The following is a 25,165-nucleotide window of genomic DNA, read 5'->3' as shown; positions in this document are numbered from 1 at the left end:
TCTATAGGTTAAATAAAAGGAGCAGTACTTCCACTTCCTTCGCGTAAAATCACTGGCGATTCTTCCGTTAAATCTACCACTGTTGTAGGCTCTTGCCCTAAATATCCACCATGAATAATTAAATCCACTTGATGTTCCAAACGATCACGAATTTCTTCAGGATCGGATTGCGTAGTATGTTCTTCATTCGGCAACATTAACGAACAAGATAAAATCGGCTCGCCTAAGGCTGAAAGCAAATCTAAAGCAATTTTATTATCTGGTACGCGTAAACCAATGGTTTTACGTTTTGATGTCATTAAACGGCGAGGTAATTCTTTCGTTGCTGTAAGAATAAAAGTATAACGCCCTGGCGTATTATTTTTAATCAAACGATAAGCGGTATTATTTACCGTTGCATAAGTTGAAAGTTCCGACAAATCGCTACACACCAAGGTAAAATTATGTCCTTCAGGCAATTTACGAATTGCTACAATGCGATCCATTGCGTGTTTATCGCCCATCATACAGCCCAAGGCATATCCCGAATCCGTTGGATACACAATCACACCGCCTTTTTGTAAAATCTCTACGGCTTGATTAATCAAGCGCGCTTGTGGATTTTCAGGGTGGATATAGAAAAATTGGCTCATGTGTTTCTTCCTTAAAAAATGTGCGCTGATTATAGCAATTTTGTGCTCACTTTATAATGGCGAGCATATAAAAATAAAGGCGTAGAAAGCCAATCTACGCTTTAGAAAACTAAAGTGCGGTTAATTTTTAGATGATTTTAATAGCTTTCTCAAGGCTTCACCAATTTCAGCGAGGCTTTTTACACAGGTCACACCAGCGGCTTCTAACGCTGCAATTTTTTCTACTGCAGTACCTTTTCCGCCGCTAATAATGGCTCCCGCATGCCCCATCCGTTTTCCTTTTGGCGCAGTGATACCCGCAATATACGCAACCACTGGTTTAGTAACATTATCTTTAATGAAGATTGCTGCTTCTTCCTCTGCAGAGCCGCCAATCTCGCCAATCATCACAATGGCTTCTGTTTCGGGATCTTGTTGAAATCTTTCAAGAATATCAATAAAACTAGAACCTGGAATAGGATCTCCCCCGATACCCACACAAGTCGATTGTCCAAAGCCTTCATCTGTAGTTTGTTTTACCGCTTCATAAGTTAAAGTTCCAGAACGAGAAACAATCCCCACTTTACCTTTTTTATGTATGTGAGCGGGCATAATGCCGATTTTACATTCATCAGGCGTAATCACACCTGGGCAATTTGGCCCAATCATTACTACGCCCGTTTCATTTAATTTCTGTTTCACTTTAAGCATATCCAATGTAGGAATACCCTCAGTAATACAGACAATTAACTGAATCCCTGCATCAATGGCTTCAATTATGGCATCTTTACAAAATGATGCTGGCACATAAATAACTGTCGCTGTTGCCCCCGTATTTTCGACAGCTTCACGAACTGTATTAAATACAGGTAAACCAAGATGAGTGGTTCCACCTTTATTTGGCGATACGCCACCAACTAATTGCGTTCCGTAGGCTAATGCTTGTTCGGAATGAAAAGCCCCTTGTCCACCAGTAAAACCTTGGCAAATCACTTTAGTATTTTTATCAATTAAAATCGCCATTAGTGTTCTCCTTTTGCTGCATTCACAGCTAATTCTGCAGCTTGTTGTAAACTCTGTGCTGTAAGAATATTAACGTCGCTTTGCGCTAAAATTTGGCGACCCATTTCAGCATTCGTTCCTTCTAATCGCACAACCACAGGCACTCTCACGCCCACTTCATTTACTGCAGCAATCACGCCTTCAGCAATCAAATCACAACGAACAATGCCACCAAAAATATTCACTAAAATCACTTTAACGGAAGGATCGGTTAAAATGATTTTGAACGCTTCAGCAACCCGCTCTTTCGTTGCACCACCACCCACATCAAGAAAATTCGCAGGCTTCCCACCATAGAGTTTCACAATATCCATGGTGCCCATTGCAAGCCCAGCCCCGTTTACCATACAACCAATATCGCCCTCTAAAGCCACATAGTTTAACTGGAATTTTTCAGCTTCTGCTTCACGGGCATCATTTTGAGTTAAATCTTGCAGTGCTAAGAGATCTTTATGGCGAAATAAAGCGTTATCATCGACAGATATTTTGGCTTCGAGACAAACCAAATAGCCTTGTTTAGTTAGAACAAGTGGATTGACTTCCACTAAAGATAAATCTTTTTCTAAAAACAAACGAGATAAGCCCATAAAGATATCGGTAAACTGTTTGTTTTGCGTACCACTTAACCCTAATTTAAACGCCAATTCACGGCCTTGATAAGGCAATCCTCCAAATAAAGGATCAATCTCGACTTTATGGAGTAAGTGCAGTGAATTTTGCGCGACTTCTTCAATATTCATTCCACCAGCAGGAGAAGCAATAAACATAACTTTTTGAGAGGCACGATCAACAACCGCACTTAAGTAAAATTCTTTATCAATATCGCAAGTTTCTTCAAAATAAATCTGGTTTACTGGCTGACCCAATTTATCCGTTTGAAAAGTGACTAAACGTTGTCCCAGCCATTTTTCTGCAAAAGCTCTCGCTTCCTCTACATCCTGTACCAATTTAACGCCACCCGCTTTACCACGCCCACCAGCATGAACTTGGCATTTCGCCGCCCACTTATCGCCTGAAAGTTGAGCCAGTACCAAATCGACATCCTCAACAGATTGACAGACTGCCCCATTTTTTACGGGTAATCCATAATGCTCAAATAGTTGTTTTGCTTGGTATTCGTGTAAATTCATTCGCGACGTCCTTTTTGGTTATGAAAACAATTCACTCAAGGTTTTAATGCTATATGAACCGTGATTTCTTCACGATCGTGATATAAATGTTTTGCTTGGATATCAAAATTTAAATTCTGCTCAGCCAACATAACAGCCAAGTTTTCTAAACATAATATCACTTCTTGATAACGTTTTTTCATGGGTAATTTTAAATTGAAGATGGTTTCTCGGCACCAACCATTCAACAACCATTTACCAATCAATAACGAAATACGACTTGGTTGTTCCACCATATCACAGACTAACCAATCCACTTTTTTCCTTTTTGGGGGCTGAAATTTAAAACCATCTTCCGCGCAATGTTCAATGCACCCCGTATCATGCAAACTCGCCGCCATTTTTCCGTGATCAACTGCATAAACAAATAAACCTCGTTTGACTAATTGATACGTCCAACCGCCAGGGCAAGCCCCTAAATCAACGCCAATCATATTTTCATTTAAACGTTTATTCTCTTCTTTACGCGGAATAAAAGTCAAAATAGCTTCTTCTAGTTTTAACGTAGATCGACTCGGCGCATCTGCAGGAAATTTTAAACGAGGGATTCCCATAAAATGGGAGGAATGATTATCCACATAAGAATATCCCACATAGCAGCAATTCGGTTTTACAAAAAAACAATGTAAAAATTGACCGCACTTTTGACTCGCCTTTGCCGAAAGCCAACCTTGTTTTTTCAATGCCTGACGTAAAGGCACGGTAAACTTACGACAAAAAGTGGAAAGCTCCTTTGCTTCATTTGTGTCTGCAGTTTCTACAAAAAGCTCGCTAGATTGAGCAAAATTAACTTGTTGTGATAATTCTTCAAATGCCGCCACGATGGGACTAATACGATCAGCGGGATCTAAATCTTCCAATAAATCGGAAATAACCATCATCTGACGAGCAAAAATCAAACGATTAAAAGGAATGTCTCGGGCAAGGCGATCTGCCTCATCAGGTTGATAACATTCAAAAATCACGTAGCCCGAATTATCTTGCACTCGAGCAAAACCAAATACACCTAAATGACTTGCTTGATCGGTAATCTCTGCGGCGACTTCTTTCTCAAAACCTGGGCGACAATATAATGCGAGTTTATTCATTTTCTTCTTGTTTAATTGAGTTAATAATCCACTGACGGAATGCTTGAATTTTTTGGTCATCAAGGCGATCAAGATGATTGACCACATAAAATGATTTTGGATCAGGCAAATTAGTCGGCAACACTGCTTGCAATGAGCCATTTTCAATTTCTTGCAAGGCTAATAAGCGATTAGCTAATACAATACCTTGCCCGTGAATAGCCGCCTGTAACGCCATAAATGTATGGCTAAATAACGGCCCTTGCTGAATATTTAAATCATCTAACTGTAAATGATTTGCCATCGCTTGCCAATTATCACAGGTATGAATGTGAATTAATGTGTGTTTTTTTAAATCTTCAGGCTGAATAATTGGATTTTCTGCTAGCAATTCAGGTGAGGCTAAAATCAATAAATTTTCTTCGCAAAGACGATCTACTTGAAGATTCTGCCAATTTCCCAAACCATAATAAATAGCAAGATCAATTTCTTTATTTAACAAACCTTCATCTTGATCCACGCCTGTTAAACGAACCTCAATTTGCGGATAAAGCTGATTAAATTCACTTAAATGTGGCACTAACCATTGGATACCAAAAGTTTGTGGCACGCTAATATTTAAATGCGGATCCGTTTTTAACGTTAATAATCGCTCTGTTGCTTCATTTAAGCGACGCAGAATTTTATTAATATCAACAAAATAAGCTTTACCAAGCTCCGTTAATTCTAAAGAACGATTCTTTCGCTTAAATAATTCAATCCCTAAAAATTCTTCTAATAATTTAATTTGATGACTAACCGCCGCCTGTGTAACACAAAGCTCATCTGCTGCTTTAGTAAAACTTAAATAACGAGCAGCCGACTCAAAAGATTTTAGTGAATTCAATGGTGGCAAACGTTTATACATATAGTATTTCCATTTATAAAATTTTCGTCTATAATGGACAAGATTTATTTCAAATTAGTTTTTCTAATACCTAAAATAAAAAAACGTCACTTGTCCTTTCCTACCCTTTTCCTTACAATACAACCATACTTAATGATTGGTAATTCCTTACTAGTTAATGAGTTTCAGACTTAAGTATGATGTTGTGTTTGCATATAGTTCGGGAAACCGAACTTGAGTAACAATTTGTTACTCATTTACTTCCTGTATATTATTAAACCGATTTGGTTAAACGCTGCTCTCATTGAGTGGCGTTTTTTTCATCCCGATTTTAGCATAACTATATTGTTATTTCCTGCCCTGTTTCCAAAATTTCATTATTCCTTTTTAGTTGGCTAAAAATTGCATCATTTCGAGAATTTATTATTTAAATCACTTCAGGAATGGTGTAGATTAAGCGAAATTTCATTCAAAAAATAATATTAAGGAAGTAAAATGAAAGACTTAGACTGGAATAACCTTGGTTTTAGTTATATTAAAACAGATTACCGCTTCATCGCTCACTGGAAAGATGGCAAATGGGACGAAGGAAAACTCACCACAGACAATACTTTACATATTCACGAAGGTTCTACCGCACTTCACTACGGCCAACAATGCTTTGAAGGCTTAAAAGCTTACCGTTGCAAAGATGGTTCAATCAACTTATTCCGCCCGCAAGCAAATGCAGAGCGTATGCAACGTACCGCAGACCGTCTTTTAATGCCACGCGTACCAACTGAATTATTCGTGCGTGCATGTAAAGAAGTGGTTAAAGCTAACCAAGATTGGTTGGGTCCTTACGGTTCTGGTGCAACCTTATACTTACGTCCATTCTTAATTGGCGTGGGCGAAAATATCGGCGTGAAAACGGCACCAGAGTTTATTTTCTCTGTTTTTTGTTGCCCAGTGGGTGCTTACTTCAAAGGTGGTTTGGCTCCATCAAACTTTATCACGACTGATTATGACCGTGCTGCACCAATGGGCACTGGTGGTGTGAAAGTGGGTGGGAACTACGCAGCAAGCTTACTTCCACACGAATTAGCCGCAGAACAAGGTACGCCAGAACGTAAATTTGCGGATGCAATCTATTTAGATCCAAAAACTCACACTAAAATTGAAGAAGTCGGTGCGGCAAACTTCTTTGGGATCACAAAAGACAATAAATTCATCACACCAAAATCAGAATCTATTTTACCAAGTATCACTAAATACTCTCTTTTACATATCGCAAAAGAGCGTTTAGGTATGGAAGCTATTGAAGGCGATGTGTATATCGATCAACTCGATCAATTCGTAGAAGCTGGTGCGTGCGGTACAGCGGCGGTGATTACTCCAGTGGGCGGCATTCAACACAACGGAAAATTCCACGTATTCTATTCAGAAACTGAAGTAGGCCCTGTTACCCGTCGTCTTTATGATGAATTAACAGGCATCCAATTCGGTGATATCGAAGCACCTGAAGGCTGGATTGTGAAAGTAGAATAATTTCTACCAATAGAAAAACGAAAGTGCGGTTAAAAATCAACCGCACTTTTTTATTGATTCAATCCCCATTGGCGAGAATCTTTATCAAATTTAACACCTGAATGCGAACCTTCTGCACCGTTAAAATACACATCCTTATTTGCGCAAGCTGAAATAATCAACGCGCCTGCGATAATCAACAACCATTTTTTCATAAGTAAACCTTTTTGCTAAATTAAAAACCTGCGAATTGTAGCACAACGACTTCACATCCAACGAAATATTTCACTTGTCTTGCTAAAATAGAACTTCCCCACTAGAATACCCCCCGTAGTTCGCAAACCTCCTACAATAAAAAACTAGGTAAAATATGAATATTTTCAATCCAAACCACGATCGTAAAGCGATTGTCATCTTTTCAGGTGGACAAGACTCCACGACTTGTTTATTCCAAGCTATTGCTGAATACGGCAAAGAAAACATAGAAGCCATTACCTTTCAATATGGGCAGCGTCATGCTATTGAATTAGAAAAGGCACGCGCCATTGTGCAAGATCTCGGCATTAAACAAACCTTGATTGATACATCTGTTATGAAAGCTATCACACATAATGCATTAATGGATGAACAGGCGCATATTGAGCAAAAAGAGAATGAATTGCCAAACACTTTTGTTGATGGTCGCAATGCCCTATTTTTACTTTATGCAGCGATTTATGCGAAAGGCCAAGGCATTCAAGATATTATCACTGGCGTATGTGAAACAGATTTCAGCGGTTATCCAGATTGCCGAGATGTGTTTATCAAGTCAATGAATGTCACATTAAATTTAGCTATGGATTATCAATTCAATATCAAAACACCATTAATGTATCTCACTAAAGCCCAAACTTGGCAGCTTGCTGATGAATTAGGCGTATTAGATTATGTACAAAAACATACTCACACTTGCTATGAAGGCATCGAAGGTGGATGCGGAAAATGCCCAAGCTGTATTTTACGCAATAAAGGTCTAAAGAAATATTTGACTCAAAAAGGTAGAAAAAATGTTTAAAATTTCCAAAGAATTTAGCTTTGACATGGCACATTTATTAGATGGACATGATGGGAAATGTCAAAATTTACATGGACACACATATAAATTACAAGTTGAAATTTCGGGTGACTTATATGAATCAGGTGCAAAAAAAGCAATGGTCATTGATTTTTCAGATCTAAAGTCTATTGTGAAAAAAGTTATTTTAGATCCGATGGATCACGCCTTTATTTATGATCAAACCAATGAGCGAGAAAGCCAAATTGCCACTCTATTGCAAAAGTTAAACTCAAAAACTTTTGGTGTTCCCTTTAGAACTACGGCAGAAGAAATAGCTCGTTTTATTTTTAATCGTTTAAAACATGATGAACAACTGTCCATATCATCCATTCGTTTATGGGAAACCCCAGCTTCATTTTGCGAGTATCAGGAGTAAATGTTGATGGAAAAATATCATGATTTTGAACCGAACTTTAACATAGTCGAAATTTTTGAAAGTCTGCAAGGGGAGGGCTTCAATACGGGAATGCCAAGTGTTTTTGTACGATTTGGTAAATGCAATCTAGACTGTCCTTGGTGTGATACACCTTATAATAATTTTAAACGCTGGTCTGTATCACAAATTCTAGAAAAAGTGCGGTCATTTTCGTCAAAGAATATTATCATCACAGGTGGTGAGCCAACAATTGTACCAAAAATTGAATACTTACTTGAGCAATTTAAATCAGATGGCTATTTTCTTGCAATTGAAACCAATGGTCTAAAAGCAATTCCTGCACAAATAGATTATATTGCGACGAGTCCTAAGAGCCTTTATGCTCATAAGTATGAAAAGCGTTGCATTCCATTTGCAAATGAAGTACGTATTGTAATGGACAGTAATATGCCATCATTTTGTGAATTGATCGAGCAAAAAATAAAAGCAAAGAATTACTATCTTTCACCTTGTGAAATTGATGGGAAAATGAATTTACTTGAGACTATCACTTTACTTGGTCAATTGAATCAACGTTCAAATAAACCTAAATGGCAGCTAAGTTTACAAACACATAAATTGATTGGTATTGAGTAATAGAAGGAAATATTATTTTTTGATCAGTATATAATTTAGTATATGACGTTTTCTACTTTAGAGAGTGATCATAATGAAACTTGGATAGCACACTTCTCCCATTCCTTTGTGCTAACCATTTTTTGAAATTTTGTACCATATCTCACTCTTTCTTATTTGTATTAATTATGAATAACATTGAATTTGAGTAACTTTTTAACCTAAAACTTAATTCGGACAAAATCACCGACTATGCGTAAAATGGCGTGCAAGTAGAAGGAAAAGCAAATGTTTATAAAATCATTACAGGAATCCTAGCAAATCAAGTATTGATTAAGTCATTAAACAACATTCCTATACTATTACATCATGGGTATTTTTGGAAAAATGAGAAACCTTGCATTTTAGGAATGAGAGGTAAACGAATTAAAAATTTGTTTATAGATAGTATAAAAATAGCTTTCAAAGCATATGGTTTTGATGTTGAGTTTAAGGATATAGGAGAATCCCGCTTAATATTATTCTTAAAATGTTCTACCCTACTTTTGATATACTCACAAATCTTATTGTTTCACAAGATAGATGAGACTATAATAACTGTAAATTTAAACAGATTAAAGATAGTTTATGATGGATATTTCTGAATTACTTGACGGGCTTAACGATAAACAACGCGAAGCCGTAGCTGCTCCTCTTGGTAATCACCTAGTGCTAGCTGGTGCAGGATCGGGCAAAACGCGTGTATTGACGCACCGTATTGCTTGGTTAATTGCGGTCGAAAATATTTCTGAAGGCAGCATTATGGCGGTGACCTTTACCAATAAAGCCGCAGCAGAAATGCGTCATCGTATTCAATCTACCCTTGCCAAACACGCACAACATCAATTAGTTGGTATGTGGATTGGCACCTTTCACAGCATTGCCCATCGTTTATTACGAGCTCATCATTTAGATGTGGGATTGCCACAAGATTTCCAAATTTTAGATTCAGAAGATCAACTTCGTTTAATTAAACGATTATTAAAATTACATAATTTTGATGAAAAAGCTTTTCCGCCTAAACAGGCTTGTTGGTACATCAATAACAAAAAAGATGAAGGCTTGCGACCAAATGATATTGAAGATTTTAATGATCGCCAAGAACGTGAATGGATTAAAATTTATCAGATCTATCAAGACACTTGCGATCGCGCAGGGTTGGTCGATTTTGCTGAATTATTAATTCGGGTCTATGAATTATTTGAGAAAAAACCATTAATTTTGCAACGTTATCAACAACGTTTTCAGCATATTTTGGTGGATGAATTTCAAGACACCAATAAAATCCAATATAAATGGATCAAAATTCTTTCTGGAAAAACAGGCAAAGTCATGATTGTGGGCGATGATGATCAATCTATATACGGTTGGCGTGGTGCACAAATAGAAAATATCCAAAAATTCTTGAAAGATTTCAAAGCCGAAACAATTCGCCTTGAACAAAACTATCGTTCTACCGCCAATATCCTAAACAGCGCAAATGAATTAATTGCAAACAATAGTGATCGTCTTGGTAAAAATTTATGGACAGAGGGTGAAAAAGGCGATCCTGTGGGCATCTATGCTGCCTTTAATGAATTAGACGAAGCAAAATTTGTCGCCTCACAAATTCAGGATTGGGTGGAACATGGCGGAAAACTTGATGATTGCGCTGTACTTTATCGTAGTAATAGCCAATCACGGGTTATTGAAGAAGCTTTAATTCGTTGTCAAATTCCATACCGTATTTATGGCGGTATGCGTTTCTTCGAACGTCAAGAAATTAAAGATGCGTTAGCCTATCTTCGTTTGATTAATAATCGTCAAGATGATGCGGCTTTTGAGCGTGTAATTAATACGCCAACCCGTGGCATTGGCGACCGCACTTTAGATATATTGCGTAACTTAACACGTGAACGCCAAATTACCTTATGGCAAGCAGTACAAGTCGCAACACAAGAAAATATGTTGGCAGGGCGAGCCTCAACAGCCTTATTACGTTTCCAAGAATTAATTAATTCACTACAACTTGATACCGCAGAAATGCCGCTTTTCGCACAAACTGATTTTGTGATTAAACATTCGGGCTTATATGAAATGTATCAACAAGAAAAAGGCGAAAAAGGCGAAGTGCGTATTGAAAATTTGGAAGAATTAGTTACCGCAACCCGTGAATTTATCAAACCTGATAATGCGGAAGAAATGACCGAACTCACTGCCTTTTTAACGCACGCTTCCTTAGAAGCTGGCGAAGAACAAGCCTCGCCGCATCAATCTTGTGTAGAAATGATGACGTTGCACTCTGCGAAAGGCTTAGAATTTCCTCGTGTATTTATGGTGGGCGTAGAAGAAGGATTATTCCCAAGTTTTCGTTCTTTTGAAGAACCCGGACGTTTAGAAGAAGAGCGTCGTTTAGCTTATGTCGGTATTACTCGTGCGCAGAAAAAACTGACCATCTCTTATGCGGAAAGCCGTCGATTATATGCCAAAGAAGAACGCCATTTGCCATCACGGTTTATCGCAGAATTACCGAGAGAATGTATCCAAGAAATTCGTTTACGAGGGACAGTCACGCGTGCGATGAACCTAGCAAAAGTCGGTTCATTGTCGAATACCAGTGCGGTCGAAAATGAATGGAAAATGGGTCAAAAAGTTAAACACGAAAAATTTGGTTTCGGCACAGTGATTAATGTGGAAGGATCTGAAAATAACACACGTTTACAAATAGCGTTCCAAGCTCAAGGCATTAAATGGTTGATTGCGCATTTGGCAAAATTGGAAAAAGTGCGGTAGAATTCAAGAGTATTATATTTTTTACCGATTAATTTCTTTGAAAAGTGCGGTGAATTTTTACCGCACTTTTATTATCTACGAGTGATGGAATGTTTAAATTTGTATTCAAACGAATCTTAATGGTGATCCCTACTTTTATTGCCATTACTCTTATTACCTTTGCCCTTGTGCATTTTATTCCCGGTGATCCTGTGGAAATTCTGATGGGGGAACGTGGCTTAACGGCAGAAGTACATCAACAAATGATGCACCAATTGGGTTTAGATTTACCTCTTTATCAGCAATATTTCCACTATATTGGCAATGTAATTCAAGGGGATTTCGGTGCATCGTTCCGCACTCAACAACCTGTCCTTACTGAATTTTTTACGCTTTTTCCTGCTACCGCTGAATTAGCTTTTTTTGCGTTATTTTGGTCATTATTAGGTGGAATAATTTTAGGCACGATTGCCGCAGTAAAAAAAGACAGTTGGATTTCTCACACCGTTACAGCTGCATCGCTCACAGGTTATTCTATGCCGATTTTCTGGTGGGGTTTAATTTTAATTTTATATGTTTCGCCACAACTCGGTTTGCCACAAGGTGGACGTTTAGATAATGAATTTTGGATCGATACACCAACAGGATTTATGCTTATTGACAGCTGGCTTTCTGGTATGCCAGGTGCCTTCGAAAATGCGGTGAAATCCTTAATTCTTCCTGCAATAGTCCTAGGCACAGTTCCTCTCGCCATTATTACGCGTATGACACGATCTGCAATGCTGGAAGTATTAGGCGAAGATTACATTCGCACGGCAAAAGCAAAAGGTTTAAGCTATACTCGAATTGTTATTGTTCACGCATTGCGTAATGCGTTAATTCCTGTTGTCACTGTGGTCGGGTTAATTGTAGGTCAATTGCTTTCTGGTGCAGTTCTCACAGAAACTATTTTCTCTTGGCCGGGGATTGGAAAATGGATTATTGATGCCATTCAAGCCCGTGATTATCCGGTATTACAAGGTTCTGTACTGATTATTGCGACGATTATTATTGTGGTGAATTTAACCGTCGATTTACTTTACGGCGTGGTCAATCCGCGTATCCGTCATTAATTGTAGGAGAAATTATGTCTGACACGCCTTTAACTTTTGCGCCAAAAACACCTTTACAAGAATTTTGGTTTTACTTCAAACAAAATCGTGGTGCGCTAATTGGTTTAATTTTTATTTTGATTGTTGCCTTAATCAGCATTCTCGCACCTTATATTGCGCCTTTTGATCCAACAGAACAAAATCGTACCGCACTTTTACTTCCCCCTGCTTGGTATGAGGGCGGTAATCCTGCTTATTTACTCGGCACAGACGATATTGGGCGAGATATTCTTTCGCGTATTATTTATGGAACGCGAATTTCCGTCTTTGCGGGATTTATCATCGTATTACTATCTTGCGCCTTTGGTACCAGCCTTGGCTTGATTTCTGGCTATTATGGCGACGTGCTAGATACAATTATCATTCGCCTAATTGATATTATGCTCGCAATTCCAAACTTACTTTTGACGATTGTAGTCGTCTCTATTTTAGAGCCATCACTCGCCAATGCCACTTTAGCGATCGCCGTGGTATCGATTCCTAGCTATGTGCGTTTAACTCGAGCAGCGATGATGAATGAAAAAAATCGTGATTATGTGACTTCATCTAAAGTGGCAGGGGCAGGTATTTTACGCCTCATGTTTATTGTGATTTTACCAAACTGTTTAGCCCCTTTAATTGTGCAAATGACTATGGGAATATCCAATGCTATCTTAGAACTCGCGACACTTGGTTTCTTAGGCATTGGTGCAAAACCACCAACACCAGAACTTGGCACAATGCTTTCCGAAGCTCGTGGTTTTATGCAAGCGGCAAACTGGTTAGTTACAATTCCTGGCTTAGTGATTTTATCTTTGGTATTAGCTTTCAACTTAATGGGCGATGGCTTGCGTGATGCCCTTGATCCAAAACTCAAACAATAGGAAAACAGAATGGCATTATTAGACGTAAAAGAACTTTCTGTTCACTTTGGCGATAAAAAAACGCCATTTAAAGCAGTGGATCGCATTAGCTATCAAGTCGCACAAGGCGAAGTGCTTGGCATTGTGGGAGAATCAGGTTCGGGTAAATCTGTGAGTTCTCTCGCAATTATGGGATTAATTGATCATCCTGGACGTGTATCTGCTGAATCCTTGCAATTTGAAAATACTGATTTACTCACTTTAGAGAGTAAAGCTAAACGCCAGCTTATTGGTGCTGATGTTGCGATGATTTTCCAAGATCCGATGACAAGTTTAAATCCTGCTTATACTGTGGGATTCCAAATTATGGAAGCGTTAAAAACTCACGAAGGCGGCACAAAAAAGGCGAGAAAAGACCGCACTTTAGAGCTTTTAAAATTGGTCGGTATTCCTGATCCTGAATCTCGGATTGATGTTTATCCCCATCAGCTGTCTGGTGGAATGAGCCAGCGCGTGATGATTGCGATGGCAATTGCTTGCAGACCTAAATTATTGATTGCTGACGAACCAACCACGGCATTGGACGTGACTATCCAAGCTCAAATTATGGAACTCTTACTTGAATTGCAAAAGAAAGAATGTATGTCCCTAATTTTGATTACTCACGATCTAGCACTTGTGGCTGAAGCGGCAGAGCGAATTATCGTGATGTATGCTGGACAAATCGTTGAAGAAGGCACCGCAAAAGATATTTTCCGCGAACCAAAACATCCTTACACACAAGCCTTGTTACGTTCATTACCTGAATTTGCAGAGGGAAAATCTCGCTTAGAATCATTACAAGGGGTCGTCCCTGGAAAATACGATCGCCCAACAGGCTGTTTATTAAATCCTCGCTGCCCTTATGCCACCGAATATTGTCGCCAAGTTGAACCTCAATTGCATCATATCGGTTCGCGTAAAGTAAAATGCCATACTCCGCTGAACGAGCAAGGCAATCCAGTTGAATATCAAGGAGCTTAATAATGACGAATGAAGTAAAAGAAAATACGCCATTATTAAATGCCATTGGCTTAAAAAAATATTACCCTGTAAAAAAAGGCTTGTTTGCAAAACCACAGCAAGTAAAAGCGTTGGATGGTGTCTCTTTTCAGCTTGAACGAGGTAAAACTTTAGCAGTCGTGGGGGAATCTGGTTGTGGAAAATCAACGCTAGGTCGTTTATTGACAATGATTGAAGAACCAACCAAAGGCGAACTTTATTACAAAGGGCATAATTTTTTAGAAAATGATTCTGAAACAAAAGCACTACGTCGTAAAAAAATTCAAATAGTTTTTCAAAATCCTTACGCATCGTTAAATCCACGCAAAAAGATTGGTTCAATTTTGGAAGAACCATTAATCATCAATACAAAACTTTCCGCCAAAGAACGGCGAGAAAAAGTTTTATCGATGATGGAAAAAGTGGGCTTGCGCGCTGAATTTTATGATCGTTATCCCCACATGTTCTCAGGCGGACAACGCCAACGTATTGCCATCGCTCGTGGTTTAATGTTAGATCCAGATGTTGTCGTTGCCGATGAGCCTGTTTCTGCATTGGATGTTTCCGTGCGTGCACAAGTACTGAATTTAATGATGGATTTACAAGATGAATTAGGCTTGTCTTACGTGTTCATTTCACACGATCTTTCTGTGGTAGAACATATCGCTGATGAAGTGATGGTAATGTATCTAGGTCGTTGTATTGAAAAAGGGACGACAGAGCAGATTTTTTCTAATCCTCAGCATCCTTATACCAAAGCGTTACTTTCAGCGACACCACGTTTGTCGCCAAACTTGCGCCGTGAACGCATAAAACTGACAGGCGAATTGCCAAGCCCGATTAATCCGCCAAAAGGCTGTGCATTTAATCCTCGTTGTTGGAAAGCGACAGAAAAATGTCGTGAAAATCAACCGCACTTGGAACAATATACTGATGGAAAATTAATCGCTTGTTTCCATATTGATTAAATTCATTTTGTCAGATTTATAAATAGGCTCATTTTTTCTCTCGCCAATAGGTTGCAAATCGAGGTTTTCCACTATTCGTAATGCCTCGATATTTATAAGTAATCACAGATCCTATCGGAGGGGGATTTTCTCGTTCGTTTAAATTAAAACCCGAACCGATTTTAAATTCTCCCCGATGATTTTTACAAGTTAAAGCACCCATCACATTTTCAAATTGTCCTTTGCCTTTATGGTGTGCAATAACCGTACATTCTTCATCTCGTGCTGTTTTCAATTTTAAAATTTGTGAGCTTCGCTTACGTTCATAAGGTGCATTAGGGTTACGTACAACAACGCCCTCGCCTTGCAAATTTTCGACTTGTGCAAGAAATTGATATAAATGGGTTTTATCTTTAACAGGAATTTGCTCAATAATTTCAATATAAGTTGTAGGATATTCAAGTAAATAGGCTTTCAATTTAGCTAAACGCTCAAATAAATTGCCCTCTGCATCAGGCACATCAAAAACATACAATTTAAGTTTTTCCCAACCATCGCCTTTAAAAGATTTTGTGATGGATGAAATTTCCTCAAAATGATTTCGCTCACTAAATAATTCGCCATCAATGGCAAAAGGCGGAAAATCCTTAGTGAAATAGGCGGGCGGTAATAAAGGTTGCCCTTGTCGGGTTAATAATTGCTTTCCATCCCAATAACCTCGTACACCATCTAACTTTTCAGACATCACCCAACCCTCTATGGGTTGATTATTATAGGTATGAAGAAGCATTAAATCTGAGTTAGCAAAAGCAAAAGAACTAGCAAAGAAAAGTAACAAAGTGCGGTAAAATTTCATTGTGTTTTTGAAAATTAAAGGGCTAATAAGTTTACGCAAGATAAACATATCTTGAAAAATATCCAACCACTCAAACTTATTTTTTCGATCTAAATCGCAAAAAATCATTATTTCATCGAAAAAAGATGAATTTTTATTTAGGCTAGCGAAGAATCTTCATCTGCTATACAATGCCATCGCGATTTTATTCCCAACAAGGAGCAATCAATGTATTTAGATCAAATCAAAGCAGAACTTGTGGAAGCACAAGATGTGTTAAACAAATTTATTTCTGACGAAAATAACATTAAATTAATTCAAGAAGCGGCATTATTAATTTCCAATAGTTTTAAACAAGGTGGAAAAGTGCTTTCTTGTGGTAATGGCGGTTCGCACTGTGATGCGATGCATTTTGCAGAAGAATTAACGGGGCGTTATCGTGAAAATCGCCCTGGCTACCCCGCTATTGCGATTTCAGATGTAAGTCATTTAAGCTGTGTAAGTAATGATTTTGGCTATGAATATGTCTTTTCTCGCTATGTTGAAGCGGTGGGGAAAAAAGGCGATGTGTTATTCGGTTTATCAACCTCTGGTAATTCAAAAAATATCTTAAATGCTATTGAAGCGGCAAAAGCAAAAGGCATGAAAGTCATTGCGATGACAGGAAAAGACGGCGGGAAAATGGCAGGATTAGCAGATGTTGAAATTCGTGTACCCCATTTCCGTTATGCAGATCGTATTCAAGAAATCCATATCAAAGTTATTCATATTTTAATGATGTTAATTGAGTTTGAAATGGCAAAACAAGCCTAAAGTGCGGTTGATTTCAATCAAGTTTTTAAAATCCCAAATTTTTTGGGATTTTTTATTAATAGCACTTGCATAATTATGCATAAAAATGTAATATTTTTTCATCTTATGAAGCATAGAGAAGAAAAATGGCTATTCGTGTTAAAAATCTCAATTTCTTTTACGGTTCATCACAAACGTTATTTGATATTAACCTTGAAGCAGAAGAAGGCGATACCGTTGTGTTGCTGGGCCCAAGTGGTGCAGGCAAAAGTACATTAATTCGCACATTAAATTTGTTAGAAGTGCCAAAGTCTGGTGAATTAAGTATTGCAAATAATGATTTTAATTTATCCAATGCAATGGCAAATCCCAAAGCAATCCGACAATTACGCCAAGATGTAGGAATGGTTTTTCAACAATATCATCTCTGGCCGCACTTAACGGTAATTGAAAACCTAATTGAAGCACCAATGAAAGTACGTGGTGTGAGTGAAAATGAAGCGAAAACCGATGCAATGGAATTGTTAAAACGTTTACGTTTAGAACAACTTGCCGATCGCTTTCCATTGCATTTATCAGGCGGTCAACAACAACGTGTTGCAATAGCGCGCGCCCTGATGATGAAGCCACAAGTTCTGTTATTTGATGAACCAACGGCTGCGCTAGATCCAGAAATTACAGCGCAAGTTGTAGATATTATTAAAGAATTACAAGAAACTGGCATTACGCAAGTGATTGTAACCCACGAAGTCAATGTGGCGCAAAAAGTAGCGACAAAAGTCGTCTATATGGAACAAGGTAAAATCGTCGAAATGGGATCGGCTGATTGCTTTGAAAATCCAAAAACGGAACAATTTAAACACTATCTTTCTCACTAGAAAATAAGGAACTTACGATGAAAAAAACATTATTAACTGCCATTTTATTGGGATCATCTATTGCTGTAAGCGCACAAGAACTCACTTTTGCAATGGAACCTAGCTATCCACCATTTGAAACCACAAATGCAAAAGGCGAAATTATTGGTTTTGATGTGGATGTGGCGAATGCAATTTGTCAAGAAATTCAAGTAACCTGTAAATTCAAGAGCGAAACCTTTGATTCATTAATTCCAAGTTTAAAAGCAAAACGTTTTGATGCAGCAATTTCCGCAATCGATATTACCGATGCTCGTGCAAAACAAGTGTTATTCTCTGATGCGTATTACGATAGCTCTGCAAGCTATGTTGCTCTTAAAGGCAAAGCAACCTTAGAAAGTGCAAAAAATATAGGTGTTCAAAATGGTACAACATTCCAACAATATACCGTAGCAGAAACCAAGCAATATAGTCCAAAATCCTATGCAAGTTTACAAAATGCCATTTTAGACTTAAAGAGCGGTCGGATTGACATTATTTTGGGCGATACCGCAGTGCTTTCCGATATGATTTCCAAAGAGCCAGAAATTCAATTTGTAGGCGAAAAAGTAACCAATAAAAAATATTTTGGTAATGGTTTAGGTATTGCAATGCACAAATCAAACAAAGATTTGGCTGCACAATTAAACAAAGGTTTAGCTGCAATTAAAGCAAATGGCGAATACCAAAAAATCTATGATAAATGGATGACAAAATAATTTATGTTTTCTGACTTTCTTTCTTTAATGTTTACCGCTGCTCTAATGACTTTAGGGCTTGCGGTCTGTTCATTGCTCTTAGGCTTATTTTTAAGCCTTATTTTTGCCGTGCTTGAAGCAAATCGCTTTGTTGGCAAGCCGATGACAGTATTTGTGGCATTATTACGTGGCTTACCCGAAATTATTGTTGTATTACTTGTCTATTTTGGTTCTACCGAATTAGTCGAAATGCTGACAGGAGAATACATTGAATTTGGGGCATTTGGCTGTGGTGTGTTTGCGCTTTCTCTCATTTTTGCAGCTTATGCTTCACAAACATTACGCGGTGCAATTCAAGCCATACCAAAAGGACAATGGGAATCAGGTGCAGCGTTAGGCTTAAGCAAAAGCTATACGTTCATTCATATTGTTATGCCACAAGTATGGCGTCACGCCTTACCTGGTTTAAGCAACCAATGGCTTGTATTGCTAAAAGATACGGCATTGGTTTCATTAATTGGCGTAGACGATTTGATGCGCCAAGCGGATCTGATTAATACCAACACCCATCAGCCTTTTACTTGGTATGGTATTGCTGCGTTAATTTATTTAGCAGTGACATTAATTAGCCAAGTTGGTATTCGAAAATTAGAGCTGCGTTTTACTCGTTTTGAAAGGGGCGTGAAATAATGTTTCAAGAATATTTAACTGTGATCGCACAAGGGATCCCAACGAGTTTACTCCTCACAGTCGTATCCTTACTGATTGCTTTCTTTTTAGCCTTATTTCTTACTTTTTTACTTTCAATGGAAAACAAATGGATAAAAAGTGCGGTCAATTTATACCTTACTTTATTCACAGGCACGCCACTGTTAGTACAGTTCTTTTTAATTTATGCAGGGCCCGGTCAATTCCAATGGATTATTGACAGCCCATTATGGTATGTCTTATCCAATGCGTGGTTCTGTGCTGCATTAGCTTTAGCACTAAACAGTGCAGCCTATTCCACCCAATTATTTCACGGTGCAGTGAAAGCCATTCCCAAAGGACAATGGGAAAGTTGTGGCGCATTAGGATTAAACCGCATACAAACTTTAAAAATTTTAATTCCTTATGCCTTAAAACGTGCGTTGCCGTCTTACAGTAACGAAATTATTTTGGTATTTAAAGGCACGGCATTAGCATCCACCATTACGATTATGGATATTATGGGTTACGCACGCCAACTTTATGGGACAGAATATGATGCAATCACAATTTACGGCATTGCGGGCGGTATCTATTTAATTATTACGGGCATTGCAACATTATTACTACGTAAATTAGAGAAAAAAGTATTGGCATTTGAACGTTTTGAAGTAAGCAAAGCATAAAGTGCGGTAAAATTTTTAGTGATTTTAAATCCCAATCTCCGTTGGGATTTTTTATTTTGTGATCTTGATCACATATTTTTGAAATTAAGCCATTGGAAAATGCTTATAAAACAGAGCGTCAAAATTATGCTGATTTGGCAGAATTACATAATATTCTTTACGATTTGCCGAAAAAAAAAGAGGAAGTTGCTGGGTTAAAAAGCAATATGGAACAGTTGAAAACCGCAGCTAATCCAAATCAAGCTAAGATTGACAATGCGACTAAATCTTATGAAACAGCTAAAAATGAATTAGTTTCAATTTGGAAAGGCACTGCGGGTTCGGTTTCAGTGGGGAATGAAATAAGAGGCATAACCCGCCAAATTACTGGCGTAGCTGCAGGGACTACTTATCGAGGACAATCTGCCGTTGCAGTTGGGGTTAGTTATACACCTAAACCGAATATGGTAATTAGCCTTTCAGGCTCTGCTGATACCAATAACGGTGTGGGTGCTGCAACTGGGGTAAGTTTTGGGTTTTAGCGTATTGAAATCATCCCAAAATAAATAACGGTGATTGTTTTAAACGATCACCGTTAAATTAAAGTGTTTTATAAAAAAGATTTTTGTATTCTAAAAATTAGAATCCGTAACCCACACCAACTTTCGCACCATAGTTATTAACTTTGGTACTATCAAAATTACCTAAACGATTGTACTCAACTCCACCATTTGCGTACCAGTTGCCATCTAACTTATATTTTGCACCTGCTACAACCCCATATCCGAGCTTAATATCAGAAGAACTTTTAAACTTTTGTTCTGCGCGATTGGTGTATTTAAATTGATTAGTCGCTACACGAGCACCAACATAAGGTTGCACTTTAGAATTCGTGTCAAAATCATATAATACTGATGCACCTAAACCTTGAATTTTTGTGCCATCAACTTTTCCATGATGAGTATAATCACCCGCAACACGTGTATTTCCTACTTTATAACCCACGGATACGCGAGGTTCAACTCTTGTATTGTTACTACCGTTTGCTTTAGTTTGAGATAAACCGATATCGCCCTCAGCATAAATATTCGCATTTGCAACAGAAGCAAAGGCAAATGCACCAACAATAACTGCTAATAAAGATTTTTTCATTGGATAACTCCTTTATTTATTGAATAAATTGGAAAAATATATCACAAAAATTATTCTTCATCATCGACAAAAACTAATTTTCCCTTACATTTTTTACACAAATATTCGATGTTTTCTTTCATTATTTTGTTATGCCGACGAATAGTTAGAAAATGGGTTTGGCAAGCACAACGATATTCAAAGGTTTTACCTTGCACGTTTTTTATATCAAATTGATGGCAAGTGTCTGCGGGAAGCTTAAAAATTTCATTCATTACAAGCTGCCACTCTTTCCCGTGTGGTTTTACGCGACCAAACATTTGATACACAATCAAATGCGCAAGCTCATGTGGCACGACTTGTCGAATAAATTCATCCGTATTTTCTTGCAATAAAGTGCGGTTAAATTTTATTTCATTTTTTTGTAGGTAAGCCACGCCTGCCTTTATACCTCGTAACTCATAATTTACCTCTGGCATTGTAAATTTTCGCTTAAAATAAGCCTCTGCAAGCAGCAAAGACTGATTCAATTTGCGTTGCACTTGCATTTTTAAATGACGGAATGGAATAAGTGATATTGATGTCATCGGTAAAAGCAAAAACCGCTAGATAAGCGGCTTTTATATGATAGAATAACCAGTGGTTGGTCAGGTACGTTATTGCCTGACTGGCGGGTCAGGCAGTAACTCAATCTCGATCAGCTTTGTTTAACAACTCTGAAAGGAGATAGCCTTATGATAAAAATCATCTTAATGATTATTATCGGGTTCTTGTTGCTGTCCTTTAGCTCCCCAGCTTGGTAGCAACCTAAACCAACTAAGGCAACAAGAAACCTTGTTGCCTTTTCAATATAAGCCTTTCAAACTAAAAATTCAAGCCTATTATTTTAAACCTGCCGCAATACGTAAATCTTCTGTGCGATCCACTTTTTCCCAAGGGAATTGCTCACGACCGAAATGGCCATAAGCCGCCGTTTCACGATAGATTGGTTGGATTAAATCTAACATTTTAATTAAGCCATAAGGACGTAAATCAAAAAACTCACGAACTAATGACACTAATAATTCATTTGCAACTTTTCCAGTTCCAAAGGTTTCGACCATGATAGATGTTGGATCAGCCACACCAATCGCATAAGAAAGTTGGATTTCACAACGATCTGCTAAACCTGCTGCCACAATATTTTTTGCGACATAACGTGCAGCATAAGCCGCTGAACGATCTACTTTAGATGGATCTTTTCCTGAGAATGCGCCACCACCGTGACGAGCAGCACCACCGTAAGTATCCACGATAATTTTACGACCAGTTAAACCACAATCCCCCATCGGTCCACCAATAACAAAACGACCAGTCGGGTTGATGAAGAATTTTGTTTCTTTAGAAAGCCATTCAGTTGGTAATACAGGTTTGATAATTTCTTCCATCACACCTTCGTGTAAATCTTTTTGGCTAACTTCTTCAGAATGTTGAGTAGAAAGTACAACCGCATCCACACCAACAATTTTATTATCTTCATATTTTAACGTGACTTGGCTTTTCGCATCTGGGCGTAACCATGCTAATTTACCGCTTTTACGCACTTCAGCTTGTTTTTCCATTAAACGATGTGCATAAGTAATAGCTGCAGGCATTAATACATCCGTTTCATTGGTGGCATAACCAAACATAATACCTTGGTCGCCTGCACCTTGATCTAATGGATTTTCACGATCAACGCCTTGATTAATATCTGCAGATTGTTTACCAATCGCATTAAGCACCGCACAAGAATGACCATCAAAACCCATTTCAGAATGTTCATAACCAATATCACAAATCACTTTACGGGTTAAATTCTCAATATCAACCCACGCAGAGGTTGTGATTTCCCCACCCACCAATGCCATACCGGTTTTTACGTAAGTTTCACAAGCTACTCGTGCTTTTGGATCTTGTTTTAGGATTTCATCAAGTACTGCATCAGAAATTTGATCGGCAATTTTATCTGGATGCCCTTCAGAGACAGATTCAGATGTAAATAAATAGCTAGACATATTTTCTCTCTTCTTCTTTTAAATTTGGATGTATTGACGTATAGACGGCTATAATACGCATTTTTGCTTAATAAGCAAGCGGTATTATGGGTTAGTTGAGGGAGGAATCGCCAACCAATTACGCAAAATTTTCTCGCCAAAGTCTGACATATAAGATTCTGGATGAAACTGGACACTATAAATTGGCAAAGATTTATGTTGCATTGCCATCACCACGCCTTCATCGCAAAGTGCGGTAACTTCTAGGCAATCAGGAAAATCTTCTTCCTGTACGCCCCAAGAATGATATAGCCCGATATTAAATTCAGTTGGAAGATCAAAAAACAATGGAGAATTTGACCGCACTTTTAATGTTCGTTTCTGCCCGTGACGAACATTCTCTAAGTTATACAATGTACCACCAAAAAATTCACATAAGGTTTGATGCCCTAAACACACACCTAAAATAGATTTTTGCTGATAATATTTTTCCAACATAGAAAAAAGTTGTGGATAAGCGCGTGGTATATCAGGCCCTGGCGAAATCAATATATGACTATATTTTTCCGCTGTACTTTCCTTTAAATCTTCCACGTTTAAAACATCATAAGGCACATTTAATTTTCGAATTAAATCCACCAAGTTAAAAGTAAAAGAATCGTGATTATTAATGATGAGTAATTTCATAACAGTTCGGTATTCGTTATAATCAGGTCATTTTACGCAAAATGGCACAAAGCACAATGCAACATTTTATTGAACAGGCTAATCATTATGGCAAACAACGCACGCCATTTTTCTTTCTTATTGATTTTGAAAAAGAAAAACCCTTGATTTGTCCTCTCGAAAATTCTGCACAACAAGGCATTTATTTTGATATTTTAGGCAAAAGAAATTGCACGATTTCTCCACAATCTCTCCCTCTTAATTTCACCAAACATCCAATGCCTTTCTCGCATTATCAACAAGGTTTTGAACTTGTTCAAAGTGAATTACAAAAAGGTAATTCTTATTTATTAAATCTCACCTACCCCACTGAAATTTCAGGTAATCTGTCACTTGAACAAATTTTTCATCAAACCAATGCACCTTATAAATTGTGGTTACAAGATCAATTCGTTTGCTTTTCGCCTGAATGTTTTGTCAATATTCATGACAACAATATTTTTACCTATCCCATGAAAGGGACAATTAATGCCACTCTGCCCGATGCAGAAAATCAGTTACTCACAAATGAAAAAGAACAACGCGAGCATTACACGATTGTTGATTTAATGCGTAATGATTTATCCATGGTGGCAGAACACATTCAAGTGAAAAAATTTCGTTATATCGATCGCATCAAAACACAAAAAGGCGAAATACTGCAAACCAGTTCTGAAATTTACGGAAAATTGAATGAAAACTGGCAAAATCAAATTGGTGATATTTTAGAGAAACTGTTGCCTGCTGGGTCTATTAGTGGTGCACCAAAAGAAAAAACCACACAAATTATTCAACAAGCAGAAAAACAAAAGCGCGGTTATTACACGGGAATTTTTGGCATATTTGATGGCAAAACACTACAAAGTGCGGTAGCAATTCGATTTATTTCTCAAGTAGATGAAAAATTTTATTTTCATAGTGGAGGCGGGATTACCATTCATAGCAATGCGCAAGATGAATATGAAGAATTATTAGAAAAAGTCTATTTACCGATTGAAGGTGCTGATTAATGTATCCTCTATTTGAAACCCTTTGTATTGAAAACGGGAAAATTCAAAATATCGATTTACACCAAGCGCGATATGAACGTAGTTTGCGTGAATATTATGGCAAAAGTGCGGTGAAAATTTTTAATCTTTTTTCCCTTATTCAACTGCCTGAAGATTTACAAAATCAATTAGTTCGCTGCCGCATTGATTACAATGCCGAAACCACACAAATTCAATATTTTGAATACCAACGAAAAATCTACCGCACTTTTCAACCTGTAATTTGTGATGACATTGAATATAGTTTGAAATATTTAGATCGCAGTTTAATTAATACATTATTTGCTCAACGTGGTGCTTGTGATGAAATTATGATTATCAAAAATGGAAAAGTGACAGATTGTTCCATCGGTAATTTAATTTTTCGCCAAGGAAAAAAATGGTACACGCCAGACACGCCATTGCTTTTAGGCACACAACGAGAAAAATTATTACAAGAAGGGAAAATTCAAGAACGCACAATATTCCAAGAAGATATTGTCAATTTTGATGAAATTAAAATCATTAACGCAATGAATAGCTTATAAAAAATA

Annotated in this window: 28 protein-coding genes and 1 riboswitch; of the genes, 17 read left to right on the top strand and 11 right to left on the bottom strand. The window is 37.7% G+C overall.

Going from position 1 to position 25,165, the window contains the following annotated elements:
• Positions 1-8: 8 nt before the first annotated feature.
• From HMPREF2644_RS04215 to HMPREF2644_RS04195, 5 genes are all read right to left on the bottom strand, one after another.
• The gene (locus tag HMPREF2644_RS04215; protein WP_005689272.1) at positions 9-632 is read right to left on the bottom strand and encodes an L-threonylcarbamoyladenylate synthase; all 624 of its coding nucleotides are present in this window, start codon (positions 630-632) and stop codon (positions 9-11) included.
• A gap of 120 nt (positions 633-752) precedes the next feature.
• Entirely contained in the window at positions 753-1,634 is an 882-nt protein-coding gene (gene sucD / locus HMPREF2644_RS04210; RefSeq protein ID WP_011272438.1) for a succinate--CoA ligase subunit alpha, read from the bottom strand.
• Positions 1,634-2,803, bottom strand: coding sequence for an ADP-forming succinate--CoA ligase subunit beta (gene sucC / locus HMPREF2644_RS04205; RefSeq protein WP_070828257.1), 1,170 nt, complete (start codon positions 2,801-2,803; stop codon positions 1,634-1,636). Before sucC ends, sucD begins: the two co-directional genes overlap by 1 nt.
• A 35-nt stretch (positions 2,804-2,838) precedes the next feature.
• Entirely contained in the window at positions 2,839-3,930 is a 1,092-nt protein-coding gene (rlmM, locus tag HMPREF2644_RS04200; protein ID WP_011272436.1) for a 23S rRNA (cytidine(2498)-2'-O)-methyltransferase RlmM, read from the bottom strand.
• Positions 3,923-4,816, bottom strand: coding sequence for a transcriptional regulator GcvA (locus HMPREF2644_RS04195; RefSeq protein WP_005667412.1), 894 nt, complete (start codon positions 4,814-4,816; stop codon positions 3,923-3,925). The genes rlmM and HMPREF2644_RS04195 overlap by 8 nt, the downstream gene beginning before the upstream one ends.
• Before the next feature lie 474 nt (positions 4,817-5,290).
• On the opposite strand from HMPREF2644_RS04195, the gene ilvE reads away from it, so the two are divergent.
• Positions 5,291-6,322 (top strand): branched-chain-amino-acid transaminase, encoded by a 1,032-nt coding sequence (ilvE, locus tag HMPREF2644_RS04190; RefSeq protein ID WP_011272435.1) that lies wholly within the window; start codon positions 5,291-5,293, stop codon positions 6,320-6,322.
• Between the two features lie 50 nt (positions 6,323-6,372).
• Here the strand turns inward: ilvE and HMPREF2644_RS04185 are convergent, their stop codons facing one another.
• The gene (locus HMPREF2644_RS04185; RefSeq protein ID WP_005634891.1) at positions 6,373-6,516 is read right to left on the bottom strand and encodes a hypothetical protein; all 144 of its coding nucleotides are present in this window, start codon (positions 6,514-6,516) and stop codon (positions 6,373-6,375) included.
• A gap of 109 nt (positions 6,517-6,625) precedes the next feature.
• Positions 6,626-6,670, top strand: a riboswitch (PreQ1 riboswitch).
• Between the two features lies 1 nt (position 6,671).
• Between HMPREF2644_RS04185 and queC the strand changes: the two genes are divergently transcribed.
• The 8 genes from queC to HMPREF2644_RS04140 all read left to right on the top strand — a co-directional run bounded on the left by queC (position 6,672) and on the right by HMPREF2644_RS04140 (position 15,180).
• Positions 6,672-7,355, top strand: a complete 684-nt coding sequence (gene queC / locus HMPREF2644_RS04180; protein ID WP_011272434.1) for a 7-cyano-7-deazaguanine synthase QueC — start codon at positions 6,672-6,674, stop codon at positions 7,353-7,355.
• Positions 7,348-7,773, top strand: coding sequence for a 6-carboxytetrahydropterin synthase QueD (gene queD / locus HMPREF2644_RS04175; RefSeq protein ID WP_011272433.1), 426 nt, complete (start codon positions 7,348-7,350; stop codon positions 7,771-7,773). The genes queC and queD overlap by 8 nt, the downstream gene beginning before the upstream one ends.
• Entirely contained in the window at positions 7,774-8,409 is a 636-nt protein-coding gene (locus tag HMPREF2644_RS04170) for a 7-carboxy-7-deazaguanine synthase QueE (RefSeq protein ID WP_005686506.1), read from the top strand. It begins immediately after the preceding gene.
• Positions 8,410-9,018: 609 nt separating this feature from the next.
• The gene (gene uvrD / locus HMPREF2644_RS04160; RefSeq protein ID WP_042594456.1) at positions 9,019-11,199 is read left to right on the top strand and encodes a DNA helicase II; all 2,181 of its coding nucleotides are present in this window, start codon (positions 9,019-9,021) and stop codon (positions 11,197-11,199) included.
• Positions 11,200-11,288: 89 nt separating this feature from the next.
• Positions 11,289-12,290, top strand: a complete 1,002-nt coding sequence (locus tag HMPREF2644_RS04155; protein WP_005647473.1) for an ABC transporter permease subunit — start codon at positions 11,289-11,291, stop codon at positions 12,288-12,290.
• 14 nt (positions 12,291-12,304) lie between these two features.
• Entirely contained in the window at positions 12,305-13,192 is an 888-nt protein-coding gene (locus HMPREF2644_RS04150) for an ABC transporter permease subunit (protein WP_070828256.1), read from the top strand.
• A 9-nt stretch (positions 13,193-13,201) separates the two neighbouring features.
• Complete coding sequence (gene dppD, locus HMPREF2644_RS04145) at positions 13,202-14,194, top strand: dipeptide ABC transporter ATP-binding protein (RefSeq protein ID WP_005694258.1); 993 nt, start codon at positions 13,202-13,204, stop codon at positions 14,192-14,194.
• A gap of 2 nt (positions 14,195-14,196) precedes the next feature.
• Positions 14,197-15,180 (top strand): peptide ABC transporter ATP-binding protein, encoded by a 984-nt coding sequence (locus tag HMPREF2644_RS04140; protein ID WP_005663823.1) that lies wholly within the window; start codon positions 14,197-14,199, stop codon positions 15,178-15,180.
• A 28-nt stretch (positions 15,181-15,208) separates the two neighbouring features.
• Here HMPREF2644_RS04140 and HMPREF2644_RS04135 read toward each other — a convergent pair whose 3' ends face one another.
• Entirely contained in the window at positions 15,209-16,015 is an 807-nt protein-coding gene (locus tag HMPREF2644_RS04135; protein ID WP_058222244.1) for a DNA ligase, read from the bottom strand.
• Positions 16,016-16,222: 207 nt separating this feature from the next.
• Between HMPREF2644_RS04135 and lpcA the strand changes: the two genes are divergently transcribed.
• From lpcA to HMPREF2644_RS04105, 6 genes are all read left to right on the top strand, one after another.
• On the top strand, positions 16,223-16,807 hold the full coding sequence (gene lpcA, locus HMPREF2644_RS04130; RefSeq protein WP_070828255.1) for a D-sedoheptulose 7-phosphate isomerase: 585 nt from the start codon (positions 16,223-16,225) through the stop codon (positions 16,805-16,807).
• 125 nt (positions 16,808-16,932) lie between these two features.
• Positions 16,933-17,664, top strand: coding sequence for an arginine ABC transporter ATP-binding protein ArtP (gene artP / locus HMPREF2644_RS04125; protein WP_058222234.1), 732 nt, complete (start codon positions 16,933-16,935; stop codon positions 17,662-17,664).
• Between the two features lie 17 nt (positions 17,665-17,681).
• A complete protein-coding gene (locus HMPREF2644_RS04120) occupies positions 17,682-18,401 on the top strand; it encodes a lysine/arginine/ornithine ABC transporter substrate-binding protein (protein WP_050845870.1) in 720 nt (239 codons plus the stop codon).
• Positions 18,402-18,404: 3 nt separating this feature from the next.
• Complete coding sequence (gene artQ, locus HMPREF2644_RS04115) at positions 18,405-19,070, top strand: arginine ABC transporter permease ArtQ (protein ID WP_005660414.1); 666 nt, start codon at positions 18,405-18,407, stop codon at positions 19,068-19,070.
• Positions 19,070-19,753: an arginine ABC transporter permease ArtM gene (gene artM / locus HMPREF2644_RS04110; protein WP_005657179.1), complete on the top strand. Its 684-nt coding sequence runs from the start codon at positions 19,070-19,072 to the stop codon at positions 19,751-19,753. Before artQ ends, artM begins: the two co-directional genes overlap by 1 nt.
• A 92-nt stretch (positions 19,754-19,845) precedes the next feature.
• Positions 19,846-20,274, top strand: a complete 429-nt coding sequence (locus tag HMPREF2644_RS04105; protein WP_227990536.1) for a YadA C-terminal domain-containing protein — start codon at positions 19,846-19,848, stop codon at positions 20,272-20,274.
• A gap of 97 nt (positions 20,275-20,371) precedes the next feature.
• Here HMPREF2644_RS04105 and HMPREF2644_RS04100 read toward each other — a convergent pair whose 3' ends face one another.
• The 4 genes from HMPREF2644_RS04100 to HMPREF2644_RS04085 all read right to left on the bottom strand — a co-directional run bounded on the left by HMPREF2644_RS04100 (position 20,372) and on the right by HMPREF2644_RS04085 (position 23,565).
• A complete protein-coding gene (locus HMPREF2644_RS04100) occupies positions 20,372-20,884 on the bottom strand; it encodes an opacity family porin (protein ID WP_005647500.1) in 513 nt (170 codons plus the stop codon).
• Between the two features lie 50 nt (positions 20,885-20,934).
• Positions 20,935-21,450, bottom strand: a complete 516-nt coding sequence (locus HMPREF2644_RS04095) for a SprT family zinc-dependent metalloprotease (protein ID WP_005667437.1) — start codon at positions 21,448-21,450, stop codon at positions 20,935-20,937.
• Positions 21,451-21,744: 294 nt separating this feature from the next.
• Positions 21,745-22,899, bottom strand: a complete 1,155-nt coding sequence (gene metK, locus HMPREF2644_RS04090; protein WP_070828254.1) for a methionine adenosyltransferase — start codon at positions 22,897-22,899, stop codon at positions 21,745-21,747.
• 84 nt (positions 22,900-22,983) lie between these two features.
• Positions 22,984-23,565 carry an anthranilate synthase component II gene (locus HMPREF2644_RS04085; RefSeq protein WP_011272424.1) on the bottom strand — a complete coding sequence of 194 codons (582 nt, stop codon included), beginning with the start codon at positions 23,563-23,565 and terminating at the stop codon, positions 22,984-22,986.
• Positions 23,566-23,606: 41 nt separating this feature from the next.
• On the opposite strand from HMPREF2644_RS04085, the gene HMPREF2644_RS04080 reads away from it, so the two are divergent.
• Entirely contained in the window at positions 23,607-24,593 is a 987-nt protein-coding gene (locus HMPREF2644_RS04080; protein WP_038441346.1) for an aminodeoxychorismate synthase component I, read from the top strand.
• Positions 24,593-25,159 (top strand): aminotransferase class IV family protein, encoded by a 567-nt coding sequence (locus tag HMPREF2644_RS04075; RefSeq protein ID WP_011272422.1) that lies wholly within the window; start codon positions 24,593-24,595, stop codon positions 25,157-25,159. The genes HMPREF2644_RS04080 and HMPREF2644_RS04075 overlap by 1 nt, the downstream gene beginning before the upstream one ends.
• The last annotated feature ends 6 nt before the right edge of the window (positions 25,160-25,165 follow it).

The sequence above is a fragment of the Haemophilus sp. HMSC071C11 genome, assembly GCF_001837655.1.
In the GTDB taxonomy this organism is placed as follows: Bacteria; Pseudomonadota; Gammaproteobacteria; order Enterobacterales; family Pasteurellaceae; genus Haemophilus; species Haemophilus influenzae.
This window is presented reverse-complemented; position numbering and strand designations above follow the sequence as displayed.

What these genes read in the sequence shown, in the direction of transcription:
- HMPREF2644_RS04215 (WP_005689272.1), bottom strand. Translation starts at nt 632, where the DNA reads ATGAGCCAATTTTTCTATATCCACCCTGAAAATCCACAAGCGCGCTTG.
- sucD (WP_011272438.1), bottom strand. Translation starts at nt 1,634, where the DNA reads ATGGCGATTTTAATTGATAAAAATACTAAAGTGATTTGCCAAGGTTTT.
- sucC (WP_070828257.1), bottom strand. Translation starts at nt 2,803, where the DNA reads ATGAATTTACACGAATACCAAGCAAAACAACTATTTGAGCATTATGGA.
- rlmM (WP_011272436.1), bottom strand. Translation starts at nt 3,930, where the DNA reads ATGAATAAACTCGCATTATATTGTCGCCCAGGTTTTGAGAAAGAAGTC.
- HMPREF2644_RS04195 (WP_005667412.1), bottom strand. Translation starts at nt 4,816, where the DNA reads ATGTATAAACGTTTGCCACCATTGAATTCACTAAAATCTTTTGAGTCG.
- ilvE (WP_011272435.1), top strand. Translation starts at nt 5,291, where the DNA reads ATGAAAGACTTAGACTGGAATAACCTTGGTTTTAGTTATATTAAAACA.
- HMPREF2644_RS04185 (WP_005634891.1), bottom strand. Translation starts at nt 6,516, where the DNA reads ATGAAAAAATGGTTGTTGATTATCGCAGGCGCGTTGATTATTTCAGCT.
- queC (WP_011272434.1), top strand. Translation starts at nt 6,672, where the DNA reads ATGAATATTTTCAATCCAAACCACGATCGTAAAGCGATTGTCATCTTT.
- queD (WP_011272433.1), top strand. Translation starts at nt 7,348, where the DNA reads ATGTTTAAAATTTCCAAAGAATTTAGCTTTGACATGGCACATTTATTA.
- HMPREF2644_RS04170 (WP_005686506.1), top strand. Translation starts at nt 7,774, where the DNA reads ATGTTGATGGAAAAATATCATGATTTTGAACCGAACTTTAACATAGTC.
- uvrD (WP_042594456.1), top strand. Translation starts at nt 9,019, where the DNA reads ATGGATATTTCTGAATTACTTGACGGGCTTAACGATAAACAACGCGAA.
- HMPREF2644_RS04155 (WP_005647473.1), top strand. Translation starts at nt 11,289, where the DNA reads ATGTTTAAATTTGTATTCAAACGAATCTTAATGGTGATCCCTACTTTT.
- HMPREF2644_RS04150 (WP_070828256.1), top strand. Translation starts at nt 12,305, where the DNA reads ATGTCTGACACGCCTTTAACTTTTGCGCCAAAAACACCTTTACAAGAA.
- dppD (WP_005694258.1), top strand. Translation starts at nt 13,202, where the DNA reads ATGGCATTATTAGACGTAAAAGAACTTTCTGTTCACTTTGGCGATAAA.
- HMPREF2644_RS04140 (WP_005663823.1), top strand. Translation starts at nt 14,197, where the DNA reads ATGACGAATGAAGTAAAAGAAAATACGCCATTATTAAATGCCATTGGC.
- HMPREF2644_RS04135 (WP_058222244.1), bottom strand. Translation starts at nt 16,015, where the DNA reads ATGAAATTTTACCGCACTTTGTTACTTTTCTTTGCTAGTTCTTTTGCT.
- lpcA (WP_070828255.1), top strand. Translation starts at nt 16,223, where the DNA reads ATGTATTTAGATCAAATCAAAGCAGAACTTGTGGAAGCACAAGATGTG.
- artP (WP_058222234.1), top strand. Translation starts at nt 16,933, where the DNA reads ATGGCTATTCGTGTTAAAAATCTCAATTTCTTTTACGGTTCATCACAA.
- HMPREF2644_RS04120 (WP_050845870.1), top strand. Translation starts at nt 17,682, where the DNA reads ATGAAAAAAACATTATTAACTGCCATTTTATTGGGATCATCTATTGCT.
- artQ (WP_005660414.1), top strand. Translation starts at nt 18,405, where the DNA reads ATGTTTTCTGACTTTCTTTCTTTAATGTTTACCGCTGCTCTAATGACT.
- artM (WP_005657179.1), top strand. Translation starts at nt 19,070, where the DNA reads ATGTTTCAAGAATATTTAACTGTGATCGCACAAGGGATCCCAACGAGT.
- HMPREF2644_RS04100 (WP_005647500.1), bottom strand. Translation starts at nt 20,884, where the DNA reads ATGAAAAAATCTTTATTAGCAGTTATTGTTGGTGCATTTGCCTTTGCT.
- HMPREF2644_RS04095 (WP_005667437.1), bottom strand. Translation starts at nt 21,450, where the DNA reads ATGACATCAATATCACTTATTCCATTCCGTCATTTAAAAATGCAAGTG.
- metK (WP_070828254.1), bottom strand. Translation starts at nt 22,899, where the DNA reads ATGTCTAGCTATTTATTTACATCTGAATCTGTCTCTGAAGGGCATCCA.
- HMPREF2644_RS04085 (WP_011272424.1), bottom strand. Translation starts at nt 23,565, where the DNA reads ATGAAATTACTCATCATTAATAATCACGATTCTTTTACTTTTAACTTG.
- HMPREF2644_RS04080 (WP_038441346.1), top strand. Translation starts at nt 23,607, where the DNA reads ATGGCACAAAGCACAATGCAACATTTTATTGAACAGGCTAATCATTAT.
- HMPREF2644_RS04075 (WP_011272422.1), top strand. Translation starts at nt 24,593, where the DNA reads ATGTATCCTCTATTTGAAACCCTTTGTATTGAAAACGGGAAAATTCAA.